Annotated in this window: 20 protein-coding genes; 10 read left to right on the top strand and 10 right to left on the bottom strand. The window is 59.9% G+C overall.

What is annotated here, in order from left to right; genetic code table 11:
- Nucleotides 1-174: 174 nt before the first annotated feature.
- The 9 genes from LB558_RS08355 to LB558_RS08315 all read right to left on the bottom strand — a co-directional run bounded on the left by LB558_RS08355 (nt 175) and on the right by LB558_RS08315 (nt 7,862).
- Nucleotides 175-708, bottom strand: coding sequence for an ANTAR domain-containing response regulator (locus LB558_RS08355; RefSeq protein ID WP_224697105.1), 534 nt, complete (start codon nt 706-708; stop codon nt 175-177).
- Nucleotides 709-812: 104 nt separating this feature from the next.
- Nucleotides 813-1,958: a transporter substrate-binding domain-containing protein gene (locus LB558_RS08350; protein ID WP_224697220.1), complete on the bottom strand. Its 1,146-nt coding sequence runs from the start codon at nt 1,956-1,958 to the stop codon at nt 813-815.
- Nucleotides 1,959-2,024: 66 nt separating this feature from the next.
- Nucleotides 2,025-2,960 (bottom strand): arginase family protein, encoded by a 936-nt coding sequence (locus LB558_RS08345; protein ID WP_224697104.1) that lies wholly within the window; start codon nt 2,958-2,960, stop codon nt 2,025-2,027.
- A 36-nt stretch (nt 2,961-2,996) separates the two neighbouring features.
- On the bottom strand, nt 2,997-3,776 hold the full coding sequence (locus LB558_RS08340) for an amino acid ABC transporter ATP-binding protein (protein ID WP_318011623.1): 780 nt from the start codon (nt 3,774-3,776) through the stop codon (nt 2,997-2,999).
- Complete coding sequence (locus LB558_RS08335) at nt 3,773-4,636, bottom strand: amino acid ABC transporter permease (protein WP_224697103.1); 864 nt, start codon at nt 4,634-4,636, stop codon at nt 3,773-3,775. Before LB558_RS08335 ends, LB558_RS08340 begins: the two co-directional genes overlap by 4 nt.
- A gap of 17 nt (nt 4,637-4,653) precedes the next feature.
- Entirely contained in the window at nt 4,654-5,445 is a 792-nt protein-coding gene (locus LB558_RS08330) for an ABC transporter substrate-binding protein (protein ID WP_224697102.1), read from the bottom strand.
- 390 nt (nt 5,446-5,835) lie between these two features.
- Nucleotides 5,836-7,032 carry a M24 family metallopeptidase gene (locus tag LB558_RS08325; protein ID WP_224697101.1) on the bottom strand — a complete coding sequence of 399 codons (1,197 nt, stop codon included), beginning with the start codon at nt 7,030-7,032 and terminating at the stop codon, nt 5,836-5,838.
- Entirely contained in the window at nt 7,029-7,547 is a 519-nt protein-coding gene (locus tag LB558_RS08320) for an Lrp/AsnC family transcriptional regulator (protein ID WP_224697100.1), read from the bottom strand. Before LB558_RS08320 ends, LB558_RS08325 begins: the two co-directional genes overlap by 4 nt.
- Nucleotides 7,548-7,862 (bottom strand): hypothetical protein, encoded by a 315-nt coding sequence (locus tag LB558_RS08315; RefSeq protein ID WP_224697229.1) that lies wholly within the window; start codon nt 7,860-7,862, stop codon nt 7,548-7,550. It abuts the gene before it with no gap.
- On the opposite strand from LB558_RS08315, the gene LB558_RS08310 reads away from it, so the two are divergent.
- The 4 genes from LB558_RS08310 to LB558_RS08295 are packed head-to-tail and all read left to right on the top strand — an operon-like array spanning nt 7,780 to nt 11,718.
- Nucleotides 7,780-8,859 carry an extracellular solute-binding protein gene (locus LB558_RS08310; protein WP_318011622.1) on the top strand — a complete coding sequence of 360 codons (1,080 nt, stop codon included), beginning with the start codon at nt 7,780-7,782 and terminating at the stop codon, nt 8,857-8,859. The two genes, LB558_RS08315 and LB558_RS08310, sit on opposite strands and share 83 nt — an antisense overlap.
- A gap of 33 nt (nt 8,860-8,892) precedes the next feature.
- Entirely contained in the window at nt 8,893-10,044 is a 1,152-nt protein-coding gene (locus LB558_RS08305; protein WP_224697098.1) for an ABC transporter ATP-binding protein, read from the top strand.
- Nucleotides 10,045-10,061: 17 nt separating this feature from the next.
- Nucleotides 10,062-10,919, top strand: a complete 858-nt coding sequence (locus tag LB558_RS08300) for an ABC transporter permease (protein WP_224697097.1) — start codon at nt 10,062-10,064, stop codon at nt 10,917-10,919.
- Between the two features lie 22 nt (nt 10,920-10,941).
- On the top strand, nt 10,942-11,718 hold the full coding sequence (locus LB558_RS08295) for an ABC transporter permease (protein WP_224697096.1): 777 nt from the start codon (nt 10,942-10,944) through the stop codon (nt 11,716-11,718).
- 160 nt (nt 11,719-11,878) lie between these two features.
- Here the strand turns inward: LB558_RS08295 and LB558_RS08290 are convergent, their stop codons facing one another.
- On the bottom strand, nt 11,879-12,832 hold the full coding sequence (locus tag LB558_RS08290; protein ID WP_224697095.1) for a GlxA family transcriptional regulator: 954 nt from the start codon (nt 12,830-12,832) through the stop codon (nt 11,879-11,881).
- Nucleotides 12,833-13,269: 437 nt separating this feature from the next.
- Between LB558_RS08290 and LB558_RS08285 the strand changes: the two genes are divergently transcribed.
- The 6 genes from LB558_RS08285 (at nt 13,270) to lhgO (ending at nt 18,419) form a co-directional block, all read left to right on the top strand.
- The gene (locus LB558_RS08285; protein WP_224697094.1) at nt 13,270-13,485 is read left to right on the top strand and encodes a hypothetical protein; all 216 of its coding nucleotides are present in this window, start codon (nt 13,270-13,272) and stop codon (nt 13,483-13,485) included.
- Nucleotides 13,482-14,432: a cytochrome c oxidase assembly protein gene (locus LB558_RS08280; protein ID WP_224697093.1), complete on the top strand. Its 951-nt coding sequence runs from the start codon at nt 13,482-13,484 to the stop codon at nt 14,430-14,432. The genes LB558_RS08285 and LB558_RS08280 overlap by 4 nt, the downstream gene beginning before the upstream one ends.
- On the top strand, nt 14,425-15,036 hold the full coding sequence (locus LB558_RS08275; protein ID WP_224697092.1) for an SCO family protein: 612 nt from the start codon (nt 14,425-14,427) through the stop codon (nt 15,034-15,036). The genes LB558_RS08280 and LB558_RS08275 overlap by 8 nt, the downstream gene beginning before the upstream one ends.
- 642 nt (nt 15,037-15,678) lie before the next feature.
- Nucleotides 15,679-16,338 carry a GntR family transcriptional regulator gene (locus LB558_RS08270; RefSeq protein WP_224697091.1) on the top strand — a complete coding sequence of 220 codons (660 nt, stop codon included), beginning with the start codon at nt 15,679-15,681 and terminating at the stop codon, nt 16,336-16,338.
- A 123-nt stretch (nt 16,339-16,461) separates the two neighbouring features.
- Nucleotides 16,462-17,181: an SDR family NAD(P)-dependent oxidoreductase gene (locus LB558_RS08265; protein ID WP_224697218.1), complete on the top strand. Its 720-nt coding sequence runs from the start codon at nt 16,462-16,464 to the stop codon at nt 17,179-17,181.
- Entirely contained in the window at nt 17,178-18,419 is a 1,242-nt protein-coding gene (lhgO, locus tag LB558_RS08260) for an L-2-hydroxyglutarate oxidase (RefSeq protein ID WP_224697090.1), read from the top strand. Before LB558_RS08265 ends, lhgO begins: the two co-directional genes overlap by 4 nt.
- Nucleotides 18,420-18,426: the final 7 nt, after the last annotated feature.

The raw sequence follows: 18,426 nt of genomic DNA, 5'->3' as shown, positions 1-18,426 counted from the left end.
CCGGATCGACAAAATACGCTCACATACAGCCACATCGAGCAGCGTTCTGCCTTGCAAACCGGCATCTTTGAGAACTGGCGACGGCATGCCGGCAAAGTCGCCCTTGCCGATAGCTGCGCTCAGCGGGCGAAAGACAAAGGCCTTGTCGACTGCTCGCGCGCCCTGGCGGAGACCTCAGCGGACCTGCGATGCTGCTTGATACTCAGGTGCCGTTGCGGCCTCAGGCCGAGATATGAGTTCCTCGCAATAGTCTTCGATGCTGCAGCGGCGCTCCATGCTTTTCCGCCGCAAATGCGCATAGGCAGCATCATCGTCGATGCCGTTCTGCTTCATGACACGAAGGATTGCCTTCAAAACAGAACGTCGTCTCTGGCGTCGCCGGTCGTGCTCGTCCAACTGGTGAACCAAAGCTCCTCGCTGGAGGAACTGATTAACACCGAGAAAAAGGGCGGTGAAGACCGATGACACGTGGACAGGCTTCCGCAGGAAGGCGGTCGCGCCACAACTCAGCAACGCTCTTAACCGCCCCGGGGCCTCGATTCCCACGAGCCCGATCGTCGCCACTGGCAGCGCTGTCGTTGCGGACGAGGTATTTTGTATTGCACCGTTGAGATCGCCGTCGACAAGGATGATATCCGTTTCCGGATTGAGGGCAGCCACGTCCAGGGCGGCAACGCCTGCAATGAGCGGACAGAACTCTACACTCAAGCCAAGATTTCCCAACGTTGCGGGCAATACGCCAACGGCCTGGGGGGCCTCAGCGACAATAATGGCTCGATATCCACGAAAGTTTTGAACGACCCGAGGCGTCATTATTTCACCACCCTCAAAGCTGGCCTTGCATCGGCATATCTGGGACTGCTCTTGATGAGATAGGGATCGGGTCCGACCGGAGCCGCAGCGGTGGCAACGATATCGAAGCTCCCCTGCCGATTGGAAATACCGATACGCGGGGTCAGGTATGCATGCATGGTGGCGCCATCGAGCCACACCATTCCCTGCGGAGCGTCCAGGCGTTGCGAGGCAGCCGCGCGCTTGACAGCACCCACTTCATCAGTTCCGGCATCCGCGATCGCCTTCGCAAGCAGATGAACCGCAACATAGGCTGCCTCGGAATCGACCGAGGTCGCGGGCCGATCCGGAAACGCATCGGCATAGTCCTGGACGAAGGCGGCATTGCGAGCAGTGTCGATGGTCGAAAAATAGACGCTGGAGCTGATATGGCCGTCCATCGCGACAGGCCCGATCTCGAACAGATCCGGTTCACACAATGTACAGCAAGCGACCGGAATGTCTTTGGCCTGATCCACCCCCAGTTTCTCGCAAGCCGCCCGAAGGAGCCGGAAAAAGCTGTAGGCGCTTGCACCGACAAAAGTGCTGAAAACGAATTGTGGCCGCGCCTCCAGGATTGCATCCACAAGGTAGCCGAGATCGGTTTCTCCAATTGCGGCATACCGTTCAGCGAGGATTTCCCCACCGCCGCCATTGACGACCTCACGCAGGATGCGGTTGTTTTCCCAAGCCCAGATGTAATTTGACCCGACGCAGAACGCCCTGCGACCGAACCGGCTCATCAGATAGTCCGCCAAGGGGAGGATATGCTGGTTTGGGGCCGCCCCGGTATAGACCACGTTGGGCGATGTCTCGAACCCCTCGTAATGAGCCGGGTACCACAACAAGGCATCACACTTTTCGAAGGCGGGGATCACTTCCTTCCTGCTCGACGAGGTATTGCAGCCAACCACGTGCCGTATTCCGGCCGCCAGCAGGCTGGTGGCGCCATGCGAATATCGTGTCATCTCGCCGGCCGGGTCGATGATTGTCGGTTCGAATACGATACCGCCTTTGCCGTTCAGCTCGCCGATAGCGAGCAGGGCGCCATTCAACATCGACCGCTCAATGACGCTATGGGGACCCGTCATCGAAAAGAGCAGACCTATTCGACATCGCGAAGGCATGGCCACCTCAGGACTCTTGCATAGCCGCACAGGCTGATCGGCAAACCCGTGGGTGACGCACCCTGTTCATGCTAACCTGGCGGGTTGCCGCTGCAACCCCACAACGTTCAACAGGAGCCGGATGATGGCTAGCGCGGTCAGGTCATTGATGTCCTTGGCGGGTTGGAATTCCGTGAAGACAACGCCGGCGACGAGATTGTTCCTGGCAAGGTGACGCAAGAGCGTCGCGGTCTGGACAAAACTCAGTCCCCCAGGCTCTGCCGCGCCAACGGCGGGAGCGACCGTCGGGTCCATGCCGTCGCAGTCGATCACGATGACCCAGCGACGGATGGGATCGAGCGTTGCCGCTACAGTGTGTGCCCCTTCCTCATGCACCTGCCATGCGGTCACAATACGATTGCCCATGGCAATTGCCGCCTCGACTTCCTCCCGGCGCGCGCTTCCGATCGAGCGAGCGCCGACCTGAACGATATCATGGACAAACGAAAACTCCCGAATGCGCCGGATCGGGCTGGAGTACCCATCGCGGCGGCCATAGATCTCGTCGCGGAAGTCAATATGCGCGTCCACGTGCAGAATGTTGATATCCTCTACTCCCTCGAAGGCGGCAACCACCATCGGCGGCACCGAATCCAATCCCCCCATGACAAGAGGGACCACGCCGTTGCGCACGAGCGGCGAGAGGACTTTGACGGCCTCGCCTAGGATCGTCTCCGGGCGCCTGACGTCGCCGGCGACATTGCCCAGATCGGTGATATCGGGCCGGCCGTCCTCGTACTGCGGCTCGCCAATGTCGAAGTTCCAATGGTTTATGAAGCGCGTATACGCCCTTGCCTGGGTCACTTCTCGCAGGACATCAGGCGCCTTGGACGCGGCGGCGTATTCCCAGCCTTCATAGGGGGGGCCGAAAGGGATACCGAGGAACGCGTAAGCCGTTCTCACCAAGGTCGGATCTGTGGCGCTCTCGGCGCCAAGGAAAGTTGGTGTTACATTTGAAAGCAAGACTATTACCCTTTTTTCTGCAAGCGTTGCCGTGGGCTACGCCAAAATCCGTCTGAGGAACGCACGCGTGCGCTCATGTGAAGGCCTGGTGAGAAGATCGTCGGGAACTCCCTCTTCGATGACAGCGCCGTCATCCATGAACATGACGCGATCGGCCACACTGCGGGCGAAGCCGATCTCATGCGTGACAACCACCATCGACATGGCATGGGAATCCGCGAGTGCCCGTATGACGTCGAGGACCTCGCCGACAAGCTCGGGATCGAGTGCTGACGTCGGCTCGTCGAAAAGCAGGACGGTGGGTTCCATGGCCATGGCGCGCGCGATCGCCACGCGTTGTTGCTGACCGCCCGACAGCATGTTGGGGTACGTCTCCAACTTGTCCGCCAGGCCAACCTGCTTCATCAGGCGTTCGGCACGTTCAGAGGCCGCAGGTTGAGACAGCCCCAGAACCTGGCGCGGTGCCGCCATGACATTTTGCCGCGCGGTAAGGTGAGGGAACAGATTGAATCGCTGGAACACCATTCCCATTGCGGCGCGTTGCTTCTGGATATCGCGCTCGGGAAGCTCACGGAATTTGTTGCCTACTCTCTTGTAGCCAACTGGAACGCCATGAAATTCAACCATGCCGCCATCAGGTCGTTCGAGATGATTTATACATCGCAAAAGCGTGCTTTTGCCTGACCCCGACGGCCCCAGAATACCCAGGACCTCACCTTTCCCCAGGTCCAGGTCGACACCCTTAAGAACCTCCAGCGCGCCAAACGACTTCCTGATGCCACGCGCCCGAATTGGAGTGACTGCAGCGTCCATCATCTCCGTCTCGCCGATTTTGAGAAATGACGCTCGATCCGCGACTGAATGGACATGAGAACTGTGGTGAGCGCCAAATACCAGAGGCTGGCGACCAGAAGCATCGGTATGATTTCGAAATTCTGCGATGAGATCAACTGCGTGGAATAGAGCAGTTCCGGCAGCGCAATGACTGAGACCAAAGAGGTGTATTTCAACATCGAGATGGTCTCATTCCCGGTCGGCGGTATGATTACGCGCATCGCCTGCGGAAGGATGATGCGGAAAAACGACGCCGTGGACGACATCCCAAGCGCACGCGCGGCTTCTCGTTGCCCGACATCAACGGAATTCAGCCCGGAACGCACGATCTCCGCCATGTAGGCGCTCTCGTTCATGGAAAGCGCGATGACGGCGGCACTGACCGTGGTGATGAGGCTGTTGGTGTCGAATTCGGCAAGCGTGCCAAGAAATGGCAGCCCCAACTTGAGGCTTGGGTAGAGCGCTGCGAGATTATACCAAAAGATGATTTGAACGAGCAAAGGCAGCGCCCGAAAGATCCAGATGTAGAAGTCAGCAACCGCCGCAAGGACGCGATTGCTGCTTGCCGATGACAGGGCCAACACCGTTCCGGCAAGGAGCGCTATTGTCATCGATCCCGCCGTCAAAAGAACCGTGGTAAGGAGCCCGGCCAGCACCTGCGGTGCGAAAACATAGGCGCCGACGACGGGCCACCGGAAGCCTGGATTGGTGACAATCGAATAGGCAACCTGCGCTGCCAGCACAATGACGAAGGCTGCCGCAATCCAGGTTCCGATTTTTCGCCTTGGCAGCAACTCTGCCGACGAGAGGTCCTCGTCGGTCAGAACGATGCGCGGCCGCAAATGGGCTGCCTCGGACATTATTTTGTGTCCGTAACGCCGTTGAGAACGGCCTGCGACACGTAGGATGCCTGGATCATCTTGTATTTGCTGAGAATTTTTCCATAGGTGCCGTCGGCGATGAGGTCATTGAGCGCATTGACTATAGCTGGACCCAGGCTGGATCCCTTTGGCACCGCGATCGCGCATGGCCCTGAATTGAATGGTTCGCCGGCCAGCTTGAATTGGTCGGCTTGGGTTTGTGAGAGATCACCGAAATAGAGAAGATCACCAAGCGCGACATCGGTCCGGCCGCTGGCGAGCGCCGCAAGCTGCGAGCGGGTGTCAGGATAGACCTGGACTTCGACGGCGGGCTTGCTTTCAGCCACGCATTTTTCGGATTGTGTCTGCGCCGACTTCGCCTCGACAGCGCCTCGAAGTGCCGAAGCCTTGAGGCCGCAAATGTCGGCCAGGCTCGAGACGTTCCTGTCGGCCTTGGCCTGCTGGAGCATCGCCGAACCGCCAACGATATGATCGATGAAATCGACGCGCTTCTGGCGTGCCACGGTGTCGAGCATACCAGACATGATGATGTTGATGCGATTAGCCTCAAGGCTTGGAATAAGGGAATCAAAACCCAGGTTCTGAACCTGCAATTTCAGGCCGAGATGCTGGGCGATGGCCCCCCGCAAGCTCGGGCTCGACGCCGACAAATTCGTCCGTCGTCCCCTGTTTGGTGGATGTCCAGGGAAGGCCGACGCTCGCTGACGTTCCCAGGACGAGAACGCCCGATGCCTTGATAGCGGCGGGCAGCTCGACAGGTTCGGCGGCACTGCTGGCCGGCGCTCCCGTCAAAACGCTCAGCGCGGCGAGAGCAGAAAAAAGCGTGTTACGCATATAAGCGGTTGTCATGAAATATTCCCCTTGCCGTTGTCCGGCGGTCCGATGCTGATTTGACGGACGCTTGGCTTCAGCGAGCGGCATCGCCGTTCAGACCCAAAGCCAGGTCCGGTATGACGGCGTCGTTGCCAATGTGAAGCTGGGATAAGTGACACTTTCGAGCTACGGCGCTCAGTGTCTTTCAAGACGGTAGTCGAAAGCCTTCCGGACTGTCAAACCCTTTGTCCAATTGAGCATCAATGTTAGGCAATCAGCGGTAGGAGTTCCATGCCGCCCGTGTTTGGAGAGGTAGAAAGCCGCCCCCGCAGGGTGTTGTTTGTCGCCTAGACGGCAAACAGACCACGGGGAAAGCGGGTGATGACTTCGCAACCTGTTTCGGTCACCAACACGGTGTCAGATACGACGACCGCACACACGTTGGGGACAAAGATGCCCGGCACAAAGTGAAACGTCATTCCCGCCGACAATGGCCGCGTTTCGCCGCTCATGATCGAGAACTCGTTTCCTTCTCCCCAGTCGGGCGCGTAGTTGACGCCGACTGAATAGCCGCTGCGGTGGCCGACGCGTAATCCAAGCTTGGCGAAATTTTCGACATGGAGGCGATGCAAATCCGCAGCCCGCATGCCGGGGGCCGTATTGTCGACCAGAACTTCAAGCGAGGACAGGCATGCCGCGTGGAGCCGCTTGAGATCTTCAGACGCGCTGCCGACGGTGCCGCACCGAAACAAAGGGGCGACATAGCGATTGACGACGCCTGGAATTTCGAAAGCCAGCGGATCGCTTTTGCGCAGGACCCGCCCGGCCCAAGTGGCGTGAGCCATGCTGGTGCGCGTGCCACTGGAGATAAAAGGAGGCAAGCCCGGGAACTGGCCGCCATTGCCCACCAGCACCCGCCAGGTTTCAGCGGCAATGTCGTCTTCGGAGCGGCCCTCGGCAGCGACGGCGATCGCACCAGCCATTGCCTTTTCGGTGATGCTGGCCGCCTTGCGGATGGTGGCAATTTCCTCTGGTGACTTGACCAAGCGCAGTTTCTCGACAGGATTGGCCGCCACCGTCTTGAAGCCATCGGCCTCAAGGCGGTTCACCAGCTCTTGATATCGGCGTGGCGTGACGAAGAAGGCATCGCACTCAAGCCCGACGCGAGCGCCCGGCGTGGCGAGCTCCGCCACCAGCGAAGCGATTGCAAACACCGGGTCGTCATCATCCTGGTAAACAACGGCTTGGCGCGACCAGGAATACTGAAACGTGTTGGACGCATCGATCGATCGAAGCACGTTTACGGGCCGGGTATCCTGCGTGACGACGCACGCCTGGGTATATTGATAGGCGGGGGTGTCGTGGCCCGTCAGGTAGAAAATGTTCTCGGGGCCGAATGAGACGAACACGTCGATGCCGGCGGTCGCCATCTGGCGCCGCAAGCCAGCCAATCTGCGTTCATATTCAGTGTCCGAGAAGGGTAGGGCGGATATCAGCGGCCCCGACCCGCTCTCGATGCGAAACTGCCTCATTGCCGTGTTCATCGGGCGGCTCCGGTGCTCGAAGTGACCGAGCCGTTTTCGTCGATCTGGATGCCAACCACCCCCTTCAGTCCAAAGTACTTGATTTCCTGGAACACCAGCGTGGTGTCGGTGTCGCGGATGCTGGCTATCCCCTTCAACTCATTGAACAAAAAGGCGTAGACATCACCGATGGATTCGAAATAGGCCTTGATTGTGATGTCATTGGCGCCTGTCGAAATCGTGACGCTGTCCACAAAGTCATATGTGCTGAGCTTGCGCGCGACGTCTTCAAGATGCGCGCGCTCGACCACGAAGCCGATATAGGCAGCGGTTTTGTAACCCAGATAGGCCGGATCGGCGACCGCCCGGATGGTCACCAGGCCTTCCTCGAGGATCCGATTGAGTTTTTTGCGGATGGTTGGCTCGCTCACCGACAGGCGGCGCGACAGCTCGATGCTGGACATGCGGCCATCTTCCTGGAGCAATCGTACAATCCCGCGCTCGATGTCATCAAGGGCCCGATCCGATTTGGTCATCTATATCTCCGCATTTCGTAAACAGTAAAAATCGAAGGCACCTTGTATGTCAATGCGGAAAATTTTGGCAAGATTTTTCTGACAAACGTAACATTTTGTGTTGCGTTCTCCGAGAACCTCTGCCACCGTTATCGATGTGCCGGTCAGCGATGTTCCGTCGGGGCGCTGGTTGAAGCACGTCAGGCGAAGATGATTTTTCGCATGCAGGCGCTCGCCGCAGATAGGGGAAACCATGATGAAAAATGGCAAGGCGTTCAACACCAGGCTCGGCAGACGCACCTTCCTGAAGATTGCAGGTGGCGCAGCCGCGGGCATTCTTTTCGCACCCGCCATTGTGCGCGGTGCAACGGCTGGACAGGTTTATATTCGCACCTCTGGCGGCTCGGCCGAGGAGGGCTACAAGCGCGCATGGTATGATCCCTTGCTCAAGGATACCGGCATCGAAGTGGTGCCGACGGTCATCGACCCGGCCAAGATCGTGGCGATGGTGCTGGCCGGCAATGTGACGCTGGACATCACGGCACAGACGGCTCCCGAACTCACCATCATGGCGCGCAAGGGCATTCTGGAACGCATTGATTATGGGCGCTTCACGCGCACCAACAAGGACGACCTGGACGAGGCTACCGAGTTCTGGCTCGTCAACACCGTCTACGCGACCGTGCTGGGGTACAACAGTGCCGAATTCGGCGGCAAGCATCCGGGCAGCTGGAAAGACGTCTGGGACGTCAGCGCGTTTCCTGGCCGGCGCATGTTGCAGGACGCGGCCGCCGAATATCCGAACCTCGAACAGGCGCTGCTGGCCGACGGTGTCAGTATCGACAAGCTTTATCCGCTGGACGTCGATCGGGCGTTCAAGATGTTGGGCGCCATCCGCGGCAATGTCGTCAAATGGTGGGATAGCGGGGCGGTTTCCGCCCAGCTTCTGTCCGACAAGGTGGCGGTGATGGGGTCGATCTGGGAGAGCCGGGCAAATCCGCTCATCGCAGAGGGTGCTCCAATTGCCATTGAATGGAACCAGGCGATGCGAAACATCTGGGCGATGGGCATCATCAAGGGCGCGCCGAACACGAAGCTGGCCTACACCGCCCTCGACTACGGCAGCTCACCCGTTGTGCAGGCGGCGATCGCGCGCGAAGTCCTGGCGGCGCCCGGAAATCGTCGTGCCTTCGAGCACCTTGAGCCTGCCGTCGCCGCCGGGCTTTCGACTGCGCCCGAACATGCCAAGCTGGGCTTCGTCAACAACGCCGCATGGTGGGTCGACAATCTTGACATGGTCCGCGAGCGCTGGCGCGAATTTCTGCTGCAATGAAGGGGGGTTCGCCTCGATCTTTCTGGACGAACCATGCTTTCGATCATCAACAGGCAAGGAACAGGCGCGATGGTGTCAACCGGCCCGACACTGGACAGGTTGACACCTTCGGCGGTCAGACTTGCGGGAATAAGAAAATCCTACGGCGCCGTTGAAGCCGTCAGCGGCATCGATCTCGAGGTTCGCACGGGCGAGTTCCTGACCTTGCTTGGGCCCAGCGGGTCCGGCAAGACCACGACGCTGATGATGATTGCGGGTTTTGAGCGGCCGTCCGTTGGGCAGGTCTACATCAACGGCGTTGACTGCACCGGTCTGCCGGCCCACCGCCGCAATCTCAGCATGGTTTTTCAAAATTATGCGCTTTTCCCGCACCGCACTGTCGCGCGCAACGTTGCCTTTCCGCTCGAGATGCGACGGCGCACGCGAGCACAGATCGAGCAGGGGGTGGCCGAGGCCCTGGCAGCGGTTCGGTTAACCGGCTTCGAGGACAGGCTCCCCACCCAATTGTCGGGCGGTCAACAGCAACGGGTGGCGCTGGCGCGCGCCATCGGCTTTGGTCCTTCGATCCTGTTGATGGACGAACCGTTGGGCGCTCTCGACAAGAACCTGCGTGAGCAGGTCCAGCTGGAAATCAAGGATCTCCAGCGCCGGCTTGGGGTGAGCGTCATCTACGTCACGCATGACCAGCACGAGGCGCTGACGATGTCGGACCGGATTGTCGTCATGAACCAGGGCCGTATCGAACAGGTCGATACACCTGAGACCATCTATCAAACCCCCAAGAGCCGTTTTGTCGCGGGTTTTCTGGGCGCGGCCAACTTTATCGAAGCCGAAGTCATTGAGAACCGACCCCCGGCGATGTCGCGGGTAAGAGTTGGTGACGATCTTCTCCTTACGGCAGAAAATCCCGCCGGCGTGGCTGTTGGCAAGCCGATCACCTTCGCCATCAGACCTGAGCGCATCGAGATGCTGCCGGCCAAGGGTTCCGATCCGCGGCTGGAAACCTTCGCGGCCAAGATCACGCAGGCAATCTTCATGGGTGACAGCACATTCTATATCGCAGAAGCCAGCAGGCTTCGCCTGCAGGTCAAGGTCGCCAATGGCGGCCGCGCCTACCGGCCGGCAGCGGGCGACGAGGTCGCGCTCGGATGGGCACCTGGCGACCTGGTGGTTCTTGCAGACTGATCGGGAAGGATCCGCGCGTGGCATCGGTCAGAAGCAAAAGCAAACTTAGCGTTTCGGGCCATGGCTTGATGCTGGCTCCCATGCTGTTGTTTGTCGCCATGTTCTTCGTCTATCCCATGGTCGACATGGTGGCGCGCGGTCTGGGCTCGCCCGATCATTTTCCAACGCTTGAGCAGTATGAGCGCATGTTCAGCAAGACCCTTTACCTGCGGATCTTGTGGAACACCTTCGAGATCTCGGCGTCCGTGACGCTGCTTACGCTGGCCCTTTCCTATCCGATGGCCTACCTGATCGCTACGGCGGGGCGGGCAACGTCTCTCTTGTTGACCGTGTGCACGCTGGTGCCGTTTTTCACCAGCCTGCTGGTCAGGACCTATGGTTGGATGGTGGTGCTCAGTCCCGACGGGCTGCTCAACCAGGCCTTGGCCGAAATTGGGTTGTCGCCTGTCCAGCTGCTCTACAACCGGGGCGGCGTGCTGATAGGCATGACCTACACGCTGCTCCCCTACATGATCCTGACGCTGAGCGGCGTTTTCAGGGGCATCGATCCCACGCTCATGCGCGCCGCTGGCCTGTTCGGCGCGTCGAATTTCCGGGCCTTCCTGCATGTCTTTCTGCCACTCAGCATGCCTGGTGTGCTCGGCGGCTCGCTGCTCGTCTTCCTCATGGCGGTGGGATATTTCATCACGCCAGCGCTCATCGGCGGGGGCAAGGACCAGATGATCGCCATGGTGATCTACGAGCAGATCGACAAGTCCCTGAACTGGAACTTCGCCGCGGCGCTGTCGACGCTGCTCTTCGTTTCCACGGTGCTCGTCTTCTTCGCCTACGCCCGGCTTTTTGGACTGGGCAAAGCCTTGGAAAGCAAGCGATGACGCCCCTCCAGGAGATCGTTTAATGGGCCGCGCATTGCTTTATGGTTTCGTGGCCTTGGTCGTCGTCTTTCTGCTGACGCCGATCCTGGTCATCATTCCTATTTCGTTCAGTGCCGCCCGCTACATGACATTTCCGCCGCCGGGCCTGTCGTTGCAATGGTATGCGGAATTGGTGGAGCGCCCACAATGGGCACGAGCTCTCTGGGTCAGCACAAAGGTCGCGGCGCTTTGTGTGGTGCTGTCGCTGGGCATGGGCATTCCGGCAGCCTTTGCGCTTGTGCGCGGAAAATTCCGCATGGCCCCGCTCGCCTATGCGCTGCTTCTGTCGCCAATGTTGCTGCCCTCTGTCGTGGTGGGTCTCGGGCTGTTCTTTCTGTTCAGTGCCGTCGGGCTTACAGGCACTATTGGCGCGATAGCCATTGGTCAGACCCTCGTCATCATGCCAATCGTGGTCGTCGTTATCTCATCGACCCTGCAGGGCTTTGACCGGCGCTTGGAACAGGCTGCGTTGATTTTCGGCGCCACGCCGCTCAAGACGTTCATGCTTGTGACGTTGCCGATCATTGCGCCTGCAATCATCTCTGCCGGACTGTTCGCGCTCCTGCTTTCCTTCGACGACCTTTTGATTGCGCTGTTTTTGTCCGATCCGTCGACGGCGACGCTGTCGATCGTGATCTGGAACAACACGATCATGCAGATATCGCCGGTGATAGCGGCCGTCAGCACGCTTTTGCTGGCGATGTCCCTTGTGATCTTGGCGGCAATCGCGCTGGTGAGGCGCAGCAAAACATCTATTTAGCTTTTCCTATGGAGAGCCTGTGGCGGCGCGGAAAACCATCCTGGTCACACGGGACCTTGTAATCCGGCGATCATGCAGGCGGTCACAGTTGGCCACACAGGTCCACGCGTCGCAATACCCGTTGGTCGCGCGTCACCCTTCCGGCCGCGAAGCCGTTCCTTCATTTTCTGATCGCAAGCGTAAATCGGCGACGATATTCGCTCGGTGTAAGTCCCACGACCCGCCGAAACCGCGCGCGAAACGTCACAGGTGAGTCAAAGCCGGCCAGCAAGGCAGCCTGGTCGAGGGAAGCCTCGCTTTCCTCCAGCACTTCCTGGGCGCGCTTGACGCGCGCTGCGACAAGCCATTGAAGCGGTGTCGTGCCGGTTTGCTCGCGAAAGCGACGCGCGAAGGTCCGCGGGCTCATTCCGGCTCGTTTGGCCATCGTTTGAACGGTATGTCCTCCATCCAGATTCTTGGCCATCCAATCGAGCAGAGGGCTGAGGCTCGAGGGCGAGCTTGGTGGGTCGTGACGGATGAACTGAGCCTGGCCGCCATCGCGGCTCAGGGGTGCGACAGCGAGCCGGGCAACGCGCGCCGCTACAGCCTGGCCCTGGTCGCGCCGGATCAGATGCAGGCACATGTCCAAGCCGGCCGACATCCCGGCGGACGTGACGATGTTACCCTCGTCGACGAACAGGACATCAGGCTCGACGTTGATCTTGGGATGAAGCTGCCCCAGTTGCGCGGCGTACACCCAATGAGTGGTTGCCCGCTTGCCATCGAGCAGGCCGCTTGCGGCCAGCACGAACGCCCCGGTGCAAATCGACGTTATCGTGGCTCCACGTGCCGAGGCTGTGCGCAGCGCCGCACGCAGCGCTTTCGAGATCGGGGCGGTGGGATTGTCCATGCCCGGGACGACGATCGTGTTGGCGTCTGCAAACACATCAAGCCCGTGCGGGACGCGGATCTCCAAACCGCGCGTGCGAACCGTGCGAGAGCAACCGCAGACCTGGACCTCATAGGCTTGGACGCCACTCGCGGCGGTCACGAGCCTGAACGCATCGCAAGCGATGCCGAAATCCAGCGGCGTGAACTCCGGAAGCGCCAGCACGGCAACCTTGTGCATCGACATCACCTTTTCCACCGACGAATCTAGCAGACTTGTGTGTTGGCAGCAATCAAGCGGTGATTGTCGTTCCTGCCACTCACGCTGCTCTCCAGCCATCGCTACCCTAGGCGGCTATAGGACGACGGATAGAGCGTGACTGGCCAAGGGACGAAAACCTGGGAGCACGCCATGCTGGCGATGGGGACACAGGACCGGGCGACTGGTTGTTTGCGCTTCCCATTGGCAAACCGAACTCACCGCACAGAAGTGCTCGAAGGCCGGCCGTCGCTCGGTGGGCGGCCGATTAGGGAAGGAACCGTCAATGGAAAAGCTTGCGAGAAAGGCGGGTCCCTAACAATGGTCGTCAGCTTGCTTGCCTTCTCGGCCGCGCTCAATAGCATTTGCAAGGCAATTGCCTCAGTTGTGCATTTCGTCGGCAGCTCGGTAGCGGTCACGACCCTATGAGCGGGCATAAAACAGATGATGCCACGACGTCGCAGGGATCGGGACCGGCTGCGCCGGAGGCAGGTGAGACGCTGCTGTGGACCGACAATGCCGCGGTCAGACGCCGGATGAAGGGGCAGGCAACGCTGATGGCATTCGTGGCGCTGTTGGTTCTCTTGCTTGCGCTTTCGGTGCCCTTCGTCCTGCATTATTTGCACATTGTGATCCCGTGAGCGGCTCCTTTACCAGGGCAGCGACTTGGCTTGCACGGCGCAATCACGCCTTGCTCGCCGCAGCGATTTTCCTGATTGGCACCGCGGAGATGCTGCTTGTCCGCATGGTGCCTGCGTCGTTACCGTTCTGGATGCCCTACGAGTTCTCGTGGGGGGTGTTTCTCGCAACCGCGTTCGCCGTCGTCTGGTACGCTCGCGGCTTCGCAATCACTGGAGCAGACCACCGGCCCAGCCGCTGGCGTCGCCTGGCATTCTTTCTGGGTGTTGGACTGATCTATGGTTCGATGCAGACCTACGCGGATTACGCCGCCCAGCATATGTTCTTCATCCATCGGCTGCAGCATCTCGTCCTCCACCACAGCGGGCCTTTTCTGGTCGCACTGGGTGATCCTGCCGCCACGATCGCGCGTGGAATGCCGCCAGGCTTGAAGAAGCGCTTGAACGCAGTGTGGATCACGCGGCCGCTTGGCCTTATTCAGCAGCCGGCTATCGCAACATTTCTGTTCGTGGGGCTTATCTATTTGTGGCCGGCGCCCCCCGTCCACTTCTACGCTATGCTTGATCCGCGCCTTTACACAGTGATGAACTGGAGCGTGACCATTGACGGCCTGTTGTTTTGGGCGTTGATCCTCGATCCGCGGCCAAAGCCCCTTGCCAGGCTGACCTACGGCTCGCGAGCATTGCTGTGCTTTGCAATCATGCCTCCGCAAATCCTGATCGGCGCGGTCGTTGCATTCGCCACCAAGGACTTCTTCGAGGTCTATGCAATCTGCGGTCGCATCCTGCCGATGACGGGGCTTCAAGATCAGCAACTCGCTGGCCTGATCCTGTGGATACCTGGCGCGATGATGAGCGTGGTCGGCGCCGTCCTCGTGCTGAACTTCATGCGGCTCAATGATGAGAAAAACGCCTATTGCTCAACCGGGAGGACGCCGGCACTTGCCTAAACATATTCATAAATTCGCGGCCAGCAGTGTGGCCACTCTGCTGATACTTGTCGCTGTGGTGTCCGGGTGTCGCCAGGCAGACCCATGGCACCTTGTCGATATGGAAGGCAGGCTTCCACCGCTTGCTTTCAACATGACCAGCGCAACAGACGGCAAGCCCGTCACCGCCGACGCGTTTCGAGGGAAGGTGGTCGTGTTGGAGTTCGGTTATACCTCCTGCCCCGAGATCTGCCCAACGACGCTTTTCAACCTCAGCAAGGTGCTACACGATCTGGGCGACCGTGCTCAGAACGTCGTTGTGCTGTTTGTCACTGTCGATCCGGACCGTGATACGGCAGAGGTGTTGAAGCAGTATGCAGGCTACTTCTCACCTCAAGTGATTGGGTTACGAGGTACGCCGAACCAGTTGGCCAGCCTCGCTCGGCGCTATCGCGTCGCCTACTCGGTCAAACCCCTGAACAACGGCCAGGACTTTGAGGTGATGCACACGACGACCCTTTTCATCTTCGATCAGTCAGGTGACATCCGGTTGCTAGCGCCTAACAACGACGACACTGCTGCAATGGAGCACGACCTACGGGTCCTTGCCGCGCCGGCCAGCTAGCCAGACGGACGCGATCTCGACGACCCTTTCCGGCATCACCGCTCACGCCCCGGCAATGCCGGAAATTGCGGAAGACCGCTGTTGCCCCGGATGGACGCCTGCTGACGGTGACGGTCGAGGCTGAATGCCGGTCGACGCTGTTGCGCATCGGTATGCGAGCCTTACTGCCGCCTATGTATTCCTGCCTCGGCGGTGGCAAATGGCGATACGGAATCCCTGGTTTAGGGATACAGGCTCGATTCGACCCGATCACAGTCGCCGTCCGGCCGGAGCATTGCTCCTCTGCCTGGAAGTCTAACGCAGTGCGGCTGACAGGCTCCGCCGCCCATCTGCGTTCACCAGTCTGCGGTCAGGGCCGCGGGTCTTTCTAAACGCACGCTTCAATTGTCCGGTCGGTAACCGGCCATCGCCCGCGCATGGATAGATATCGTGCTTTGAGTGTTCGATCTCGGACCCGGCACTCGGAGGCTGAACGGAGTGCTCTCCGGGGACGATTTGCGCCCGCCCTGCAATTTACAGGCAGTATAGCCCGACAGAAGGCCGCAGCGCTGGCCCAACTGCCAATACCGTCATGAGTGTTTCGTGTCCCTTGATGCATCATCGCCGTTGTGCGATTCTGACTGAACCGATTGAAAGGGCGCGATGTCAAACCTCAAGATCCTAGAACACGACAACCTGAGCAGTACGGTTTATGCGACGCTGTGCGACGCGCTGATCAAAGGACAGTTTCAACCCGGTGACCGGCTGAAAATTCGCGAACTGGCCGAAATGCTCGGCACCAGCGTCACACCTGTGCGCGACGCGATCCTGCGCCTGGCGCATGACGACGCCATCGTGTTCCAGTCGCCGCGCGACATCCGCATTCCCGCTTTAACCCAGGAGCGCTATCTCGAGATCCGTTCGATCCGGCTCAGGCTGGAGGCGCTGGCAGCTGAGACCGCGGCCCAGCTTGCCTCGAAGCGGGATATCGAAGTTCTGGAAAAAGTTTTGCAGGACAATGAGAAGGCGATCTCCGAAGGAGACCGGCTGCAGGGAACGGCGCTCAATCAAGCCTTTCATTTCCAACTGCCCATGATCGCGAACCTACCGGTGCTGAACGGCATCTTGCGGCGCCTGTGGCTGCAGATGGGACCCTTGATCGCCGATTCCTATGAATCGGGCGGCCGCTCGATGATCGACTACCACTACCCGGTCGTTGATGCCCTCAAACGGCATGACAGTCAGGCAGCAGCCGCGGCAATCATGAACGATATCACGCTTGGCGGGCGCGCCATTATCGAGCACGTCCGCGCTCCGGACTGATAGCTCCCACTTTTTTGATCGACGATGGTATCACCCACTTGCGCCCTTCTGCTTTCCGATTTATGATGCATCATACATCAAACATCCAAGTGAGTTGCCTATATGACCGGTCACCCTTCAATCATGCTGCTCACCGGTGCCAGCCGCGGCATCGGCCATGCCACCGTCAAATTGTTCCAGGAGCGGGGCTGGCGTATCCTCACCGTCTCGCGACAGCCTTTCTCGGAGGAATGCGCTTGGCCGGCGGCGCGAGAGAGCCATATTCAGGCCGATCTGGCCGACGTGTCGCGCATTGACGAGATCGCGGCCGAAGTCCGCAAACGCTTGCCGCACGGCATGCTGCACGCGCTGGTCAACAATGCTGGCATCTCGCCGAAAGGGGCGGGCAAGAGCCGGCTGGGCGTGGCCACAACCGACGCCCGGACTTGGGCGCAAGTCCTCAACGTCAACCTTGTTTCGACCGCACTCCTTGCCCGCGCCCTGTTGCCGGAACTTGAGGCGGCCAAGGGCTCGATCGTCAATGTCACGTCGATCGCCGGCTCGCGTGTGCATCCGTTTGCCGGTGTCGCCTACGCAGCCTCGAAGGCCGGGCTTTCCGCGCTGACGCGCGAGATGGCGCATGAATTTGGAGGACGCGGCGTACGGGCAAATGCCATTGCCCCAGGCGAGATTGAGACTTCGATCCTGTCGCCTGGCACGGATGAGCTTGTTGCAGCTGAAGTGCCTATGGGGCGTCTTGGCGACCCGCGCGAGGTCGCCGAAACCATTCACTTTCTGTGTTCCGACGCCTCGTCCTATATCAACGGCGCCGAAATGCACATCAATGGCGGCCAGCACGTATGAGTGGGAGCCGTGTCGCTCAACCATCGAGCTTCGAATATTGCGTCATCGGCGGCGGCATTGTCGGCCTGGCAACCGCCATGGCCCTGTCGAAACGCGACCCTGGGGCTCGCATCGTTCTTCTTGAAAAGGAGGGGGAACTCGCAGTCCATCAGACGGGTCACAACAGTGGCGTGATCCATTCCGGTATCTATTATCAGCCAGACTCTCTCAAGTCACGACTGTGCCGTGAGGGGGCAGAGGCAACCAAGGCCTTCTGTCGCGCTCACAACATCGGCTTCGACACATGCGGCAAGCTGCTCGTGGCCACCAATGACGTCGAACTTGAGCGCATGGACGGGCTTCAACAGCGTGCCCGCCAGAACGGCATCAGCAGTCACCACCTGACCCGCGACCAATTGCGCGCGGCCGAGCCGGCAATATCGGGGATGGAAGCGCTCCTGGTGCCGTCGACCGGAATTGTCGACTACCGCAGCGTCTGCATTGCCATGGCGCAGGACTTGTCCGCGGCTGGCGTAGAAATCCGGCGCGGAGCAACCGTCACCGCAATCCACGAGGACGACACTCGCATCGCCGTTGTAGCCGGTGGCGAAACGGTCAACGCGCAGCGCCTGGTTGCCTGCGCCGGCCTGCAATCAGATCGATTGGCGCGGCTTGCTGGTCTGGAGATTACCCATCGCATCGTGCCGTTCCGCGGCGAATACTACGTGCTGCCACCTTCGCGCGCGGCCCTTGTGCGCCACCTCATCTATCCGGTCCCCGATCCCGACTTGCCGTTCCTGGGCATTCACCTGACGCGCATGATCGACGGGAGCATCACGGTCGGACCGAACGCGGTTCTGGGTCTTGCGCGCGAGGGCTACGCCAAGGCCAGCTTCGATATGGCCGATATCGCCGATATGACGAGCTTTCCAGGCTTCTGGCGGGTGCTTGCGGCAAACTGGCGCTCAGGCCTGCGCGAGCTAAAAAGCTCGCTGTCGAAGGGCGGCTATCTTGAGGAATGCCGCAAATACTGCCCCCAGCTGGCGCTTGCCGATCTTGCCGCGCCAGCCGCCGGAATCCGGGCCCAGGCAGTGCTGAAGGATGGCACGCTCGTGCACGACTTCCTGTTCGTGGCAACCGAACGGATGCTGCATGTCTGCAACGCGCCGTCGCCTGCCGCCACATCCGCCATCCCGATCGGGACCATGATTGCCGAGCGCCTTCTGTCCGGCGCCGGCACGACCCAAACCGTGCATTGAGGAGATC

Source organism: Mesorhizobium sp. CO1-1-8 (assembly GCF_020164875.1).
Classification (GTDB): domain Bacteria; phylum Pseudomonadota; class Alphaproteobacteria; order Rhizobiales; family Rhizobiaceae; genus Mesorhizobium.
This window is presented reverse-complemented; position numbering and strand designations above follow the sequence as displayed.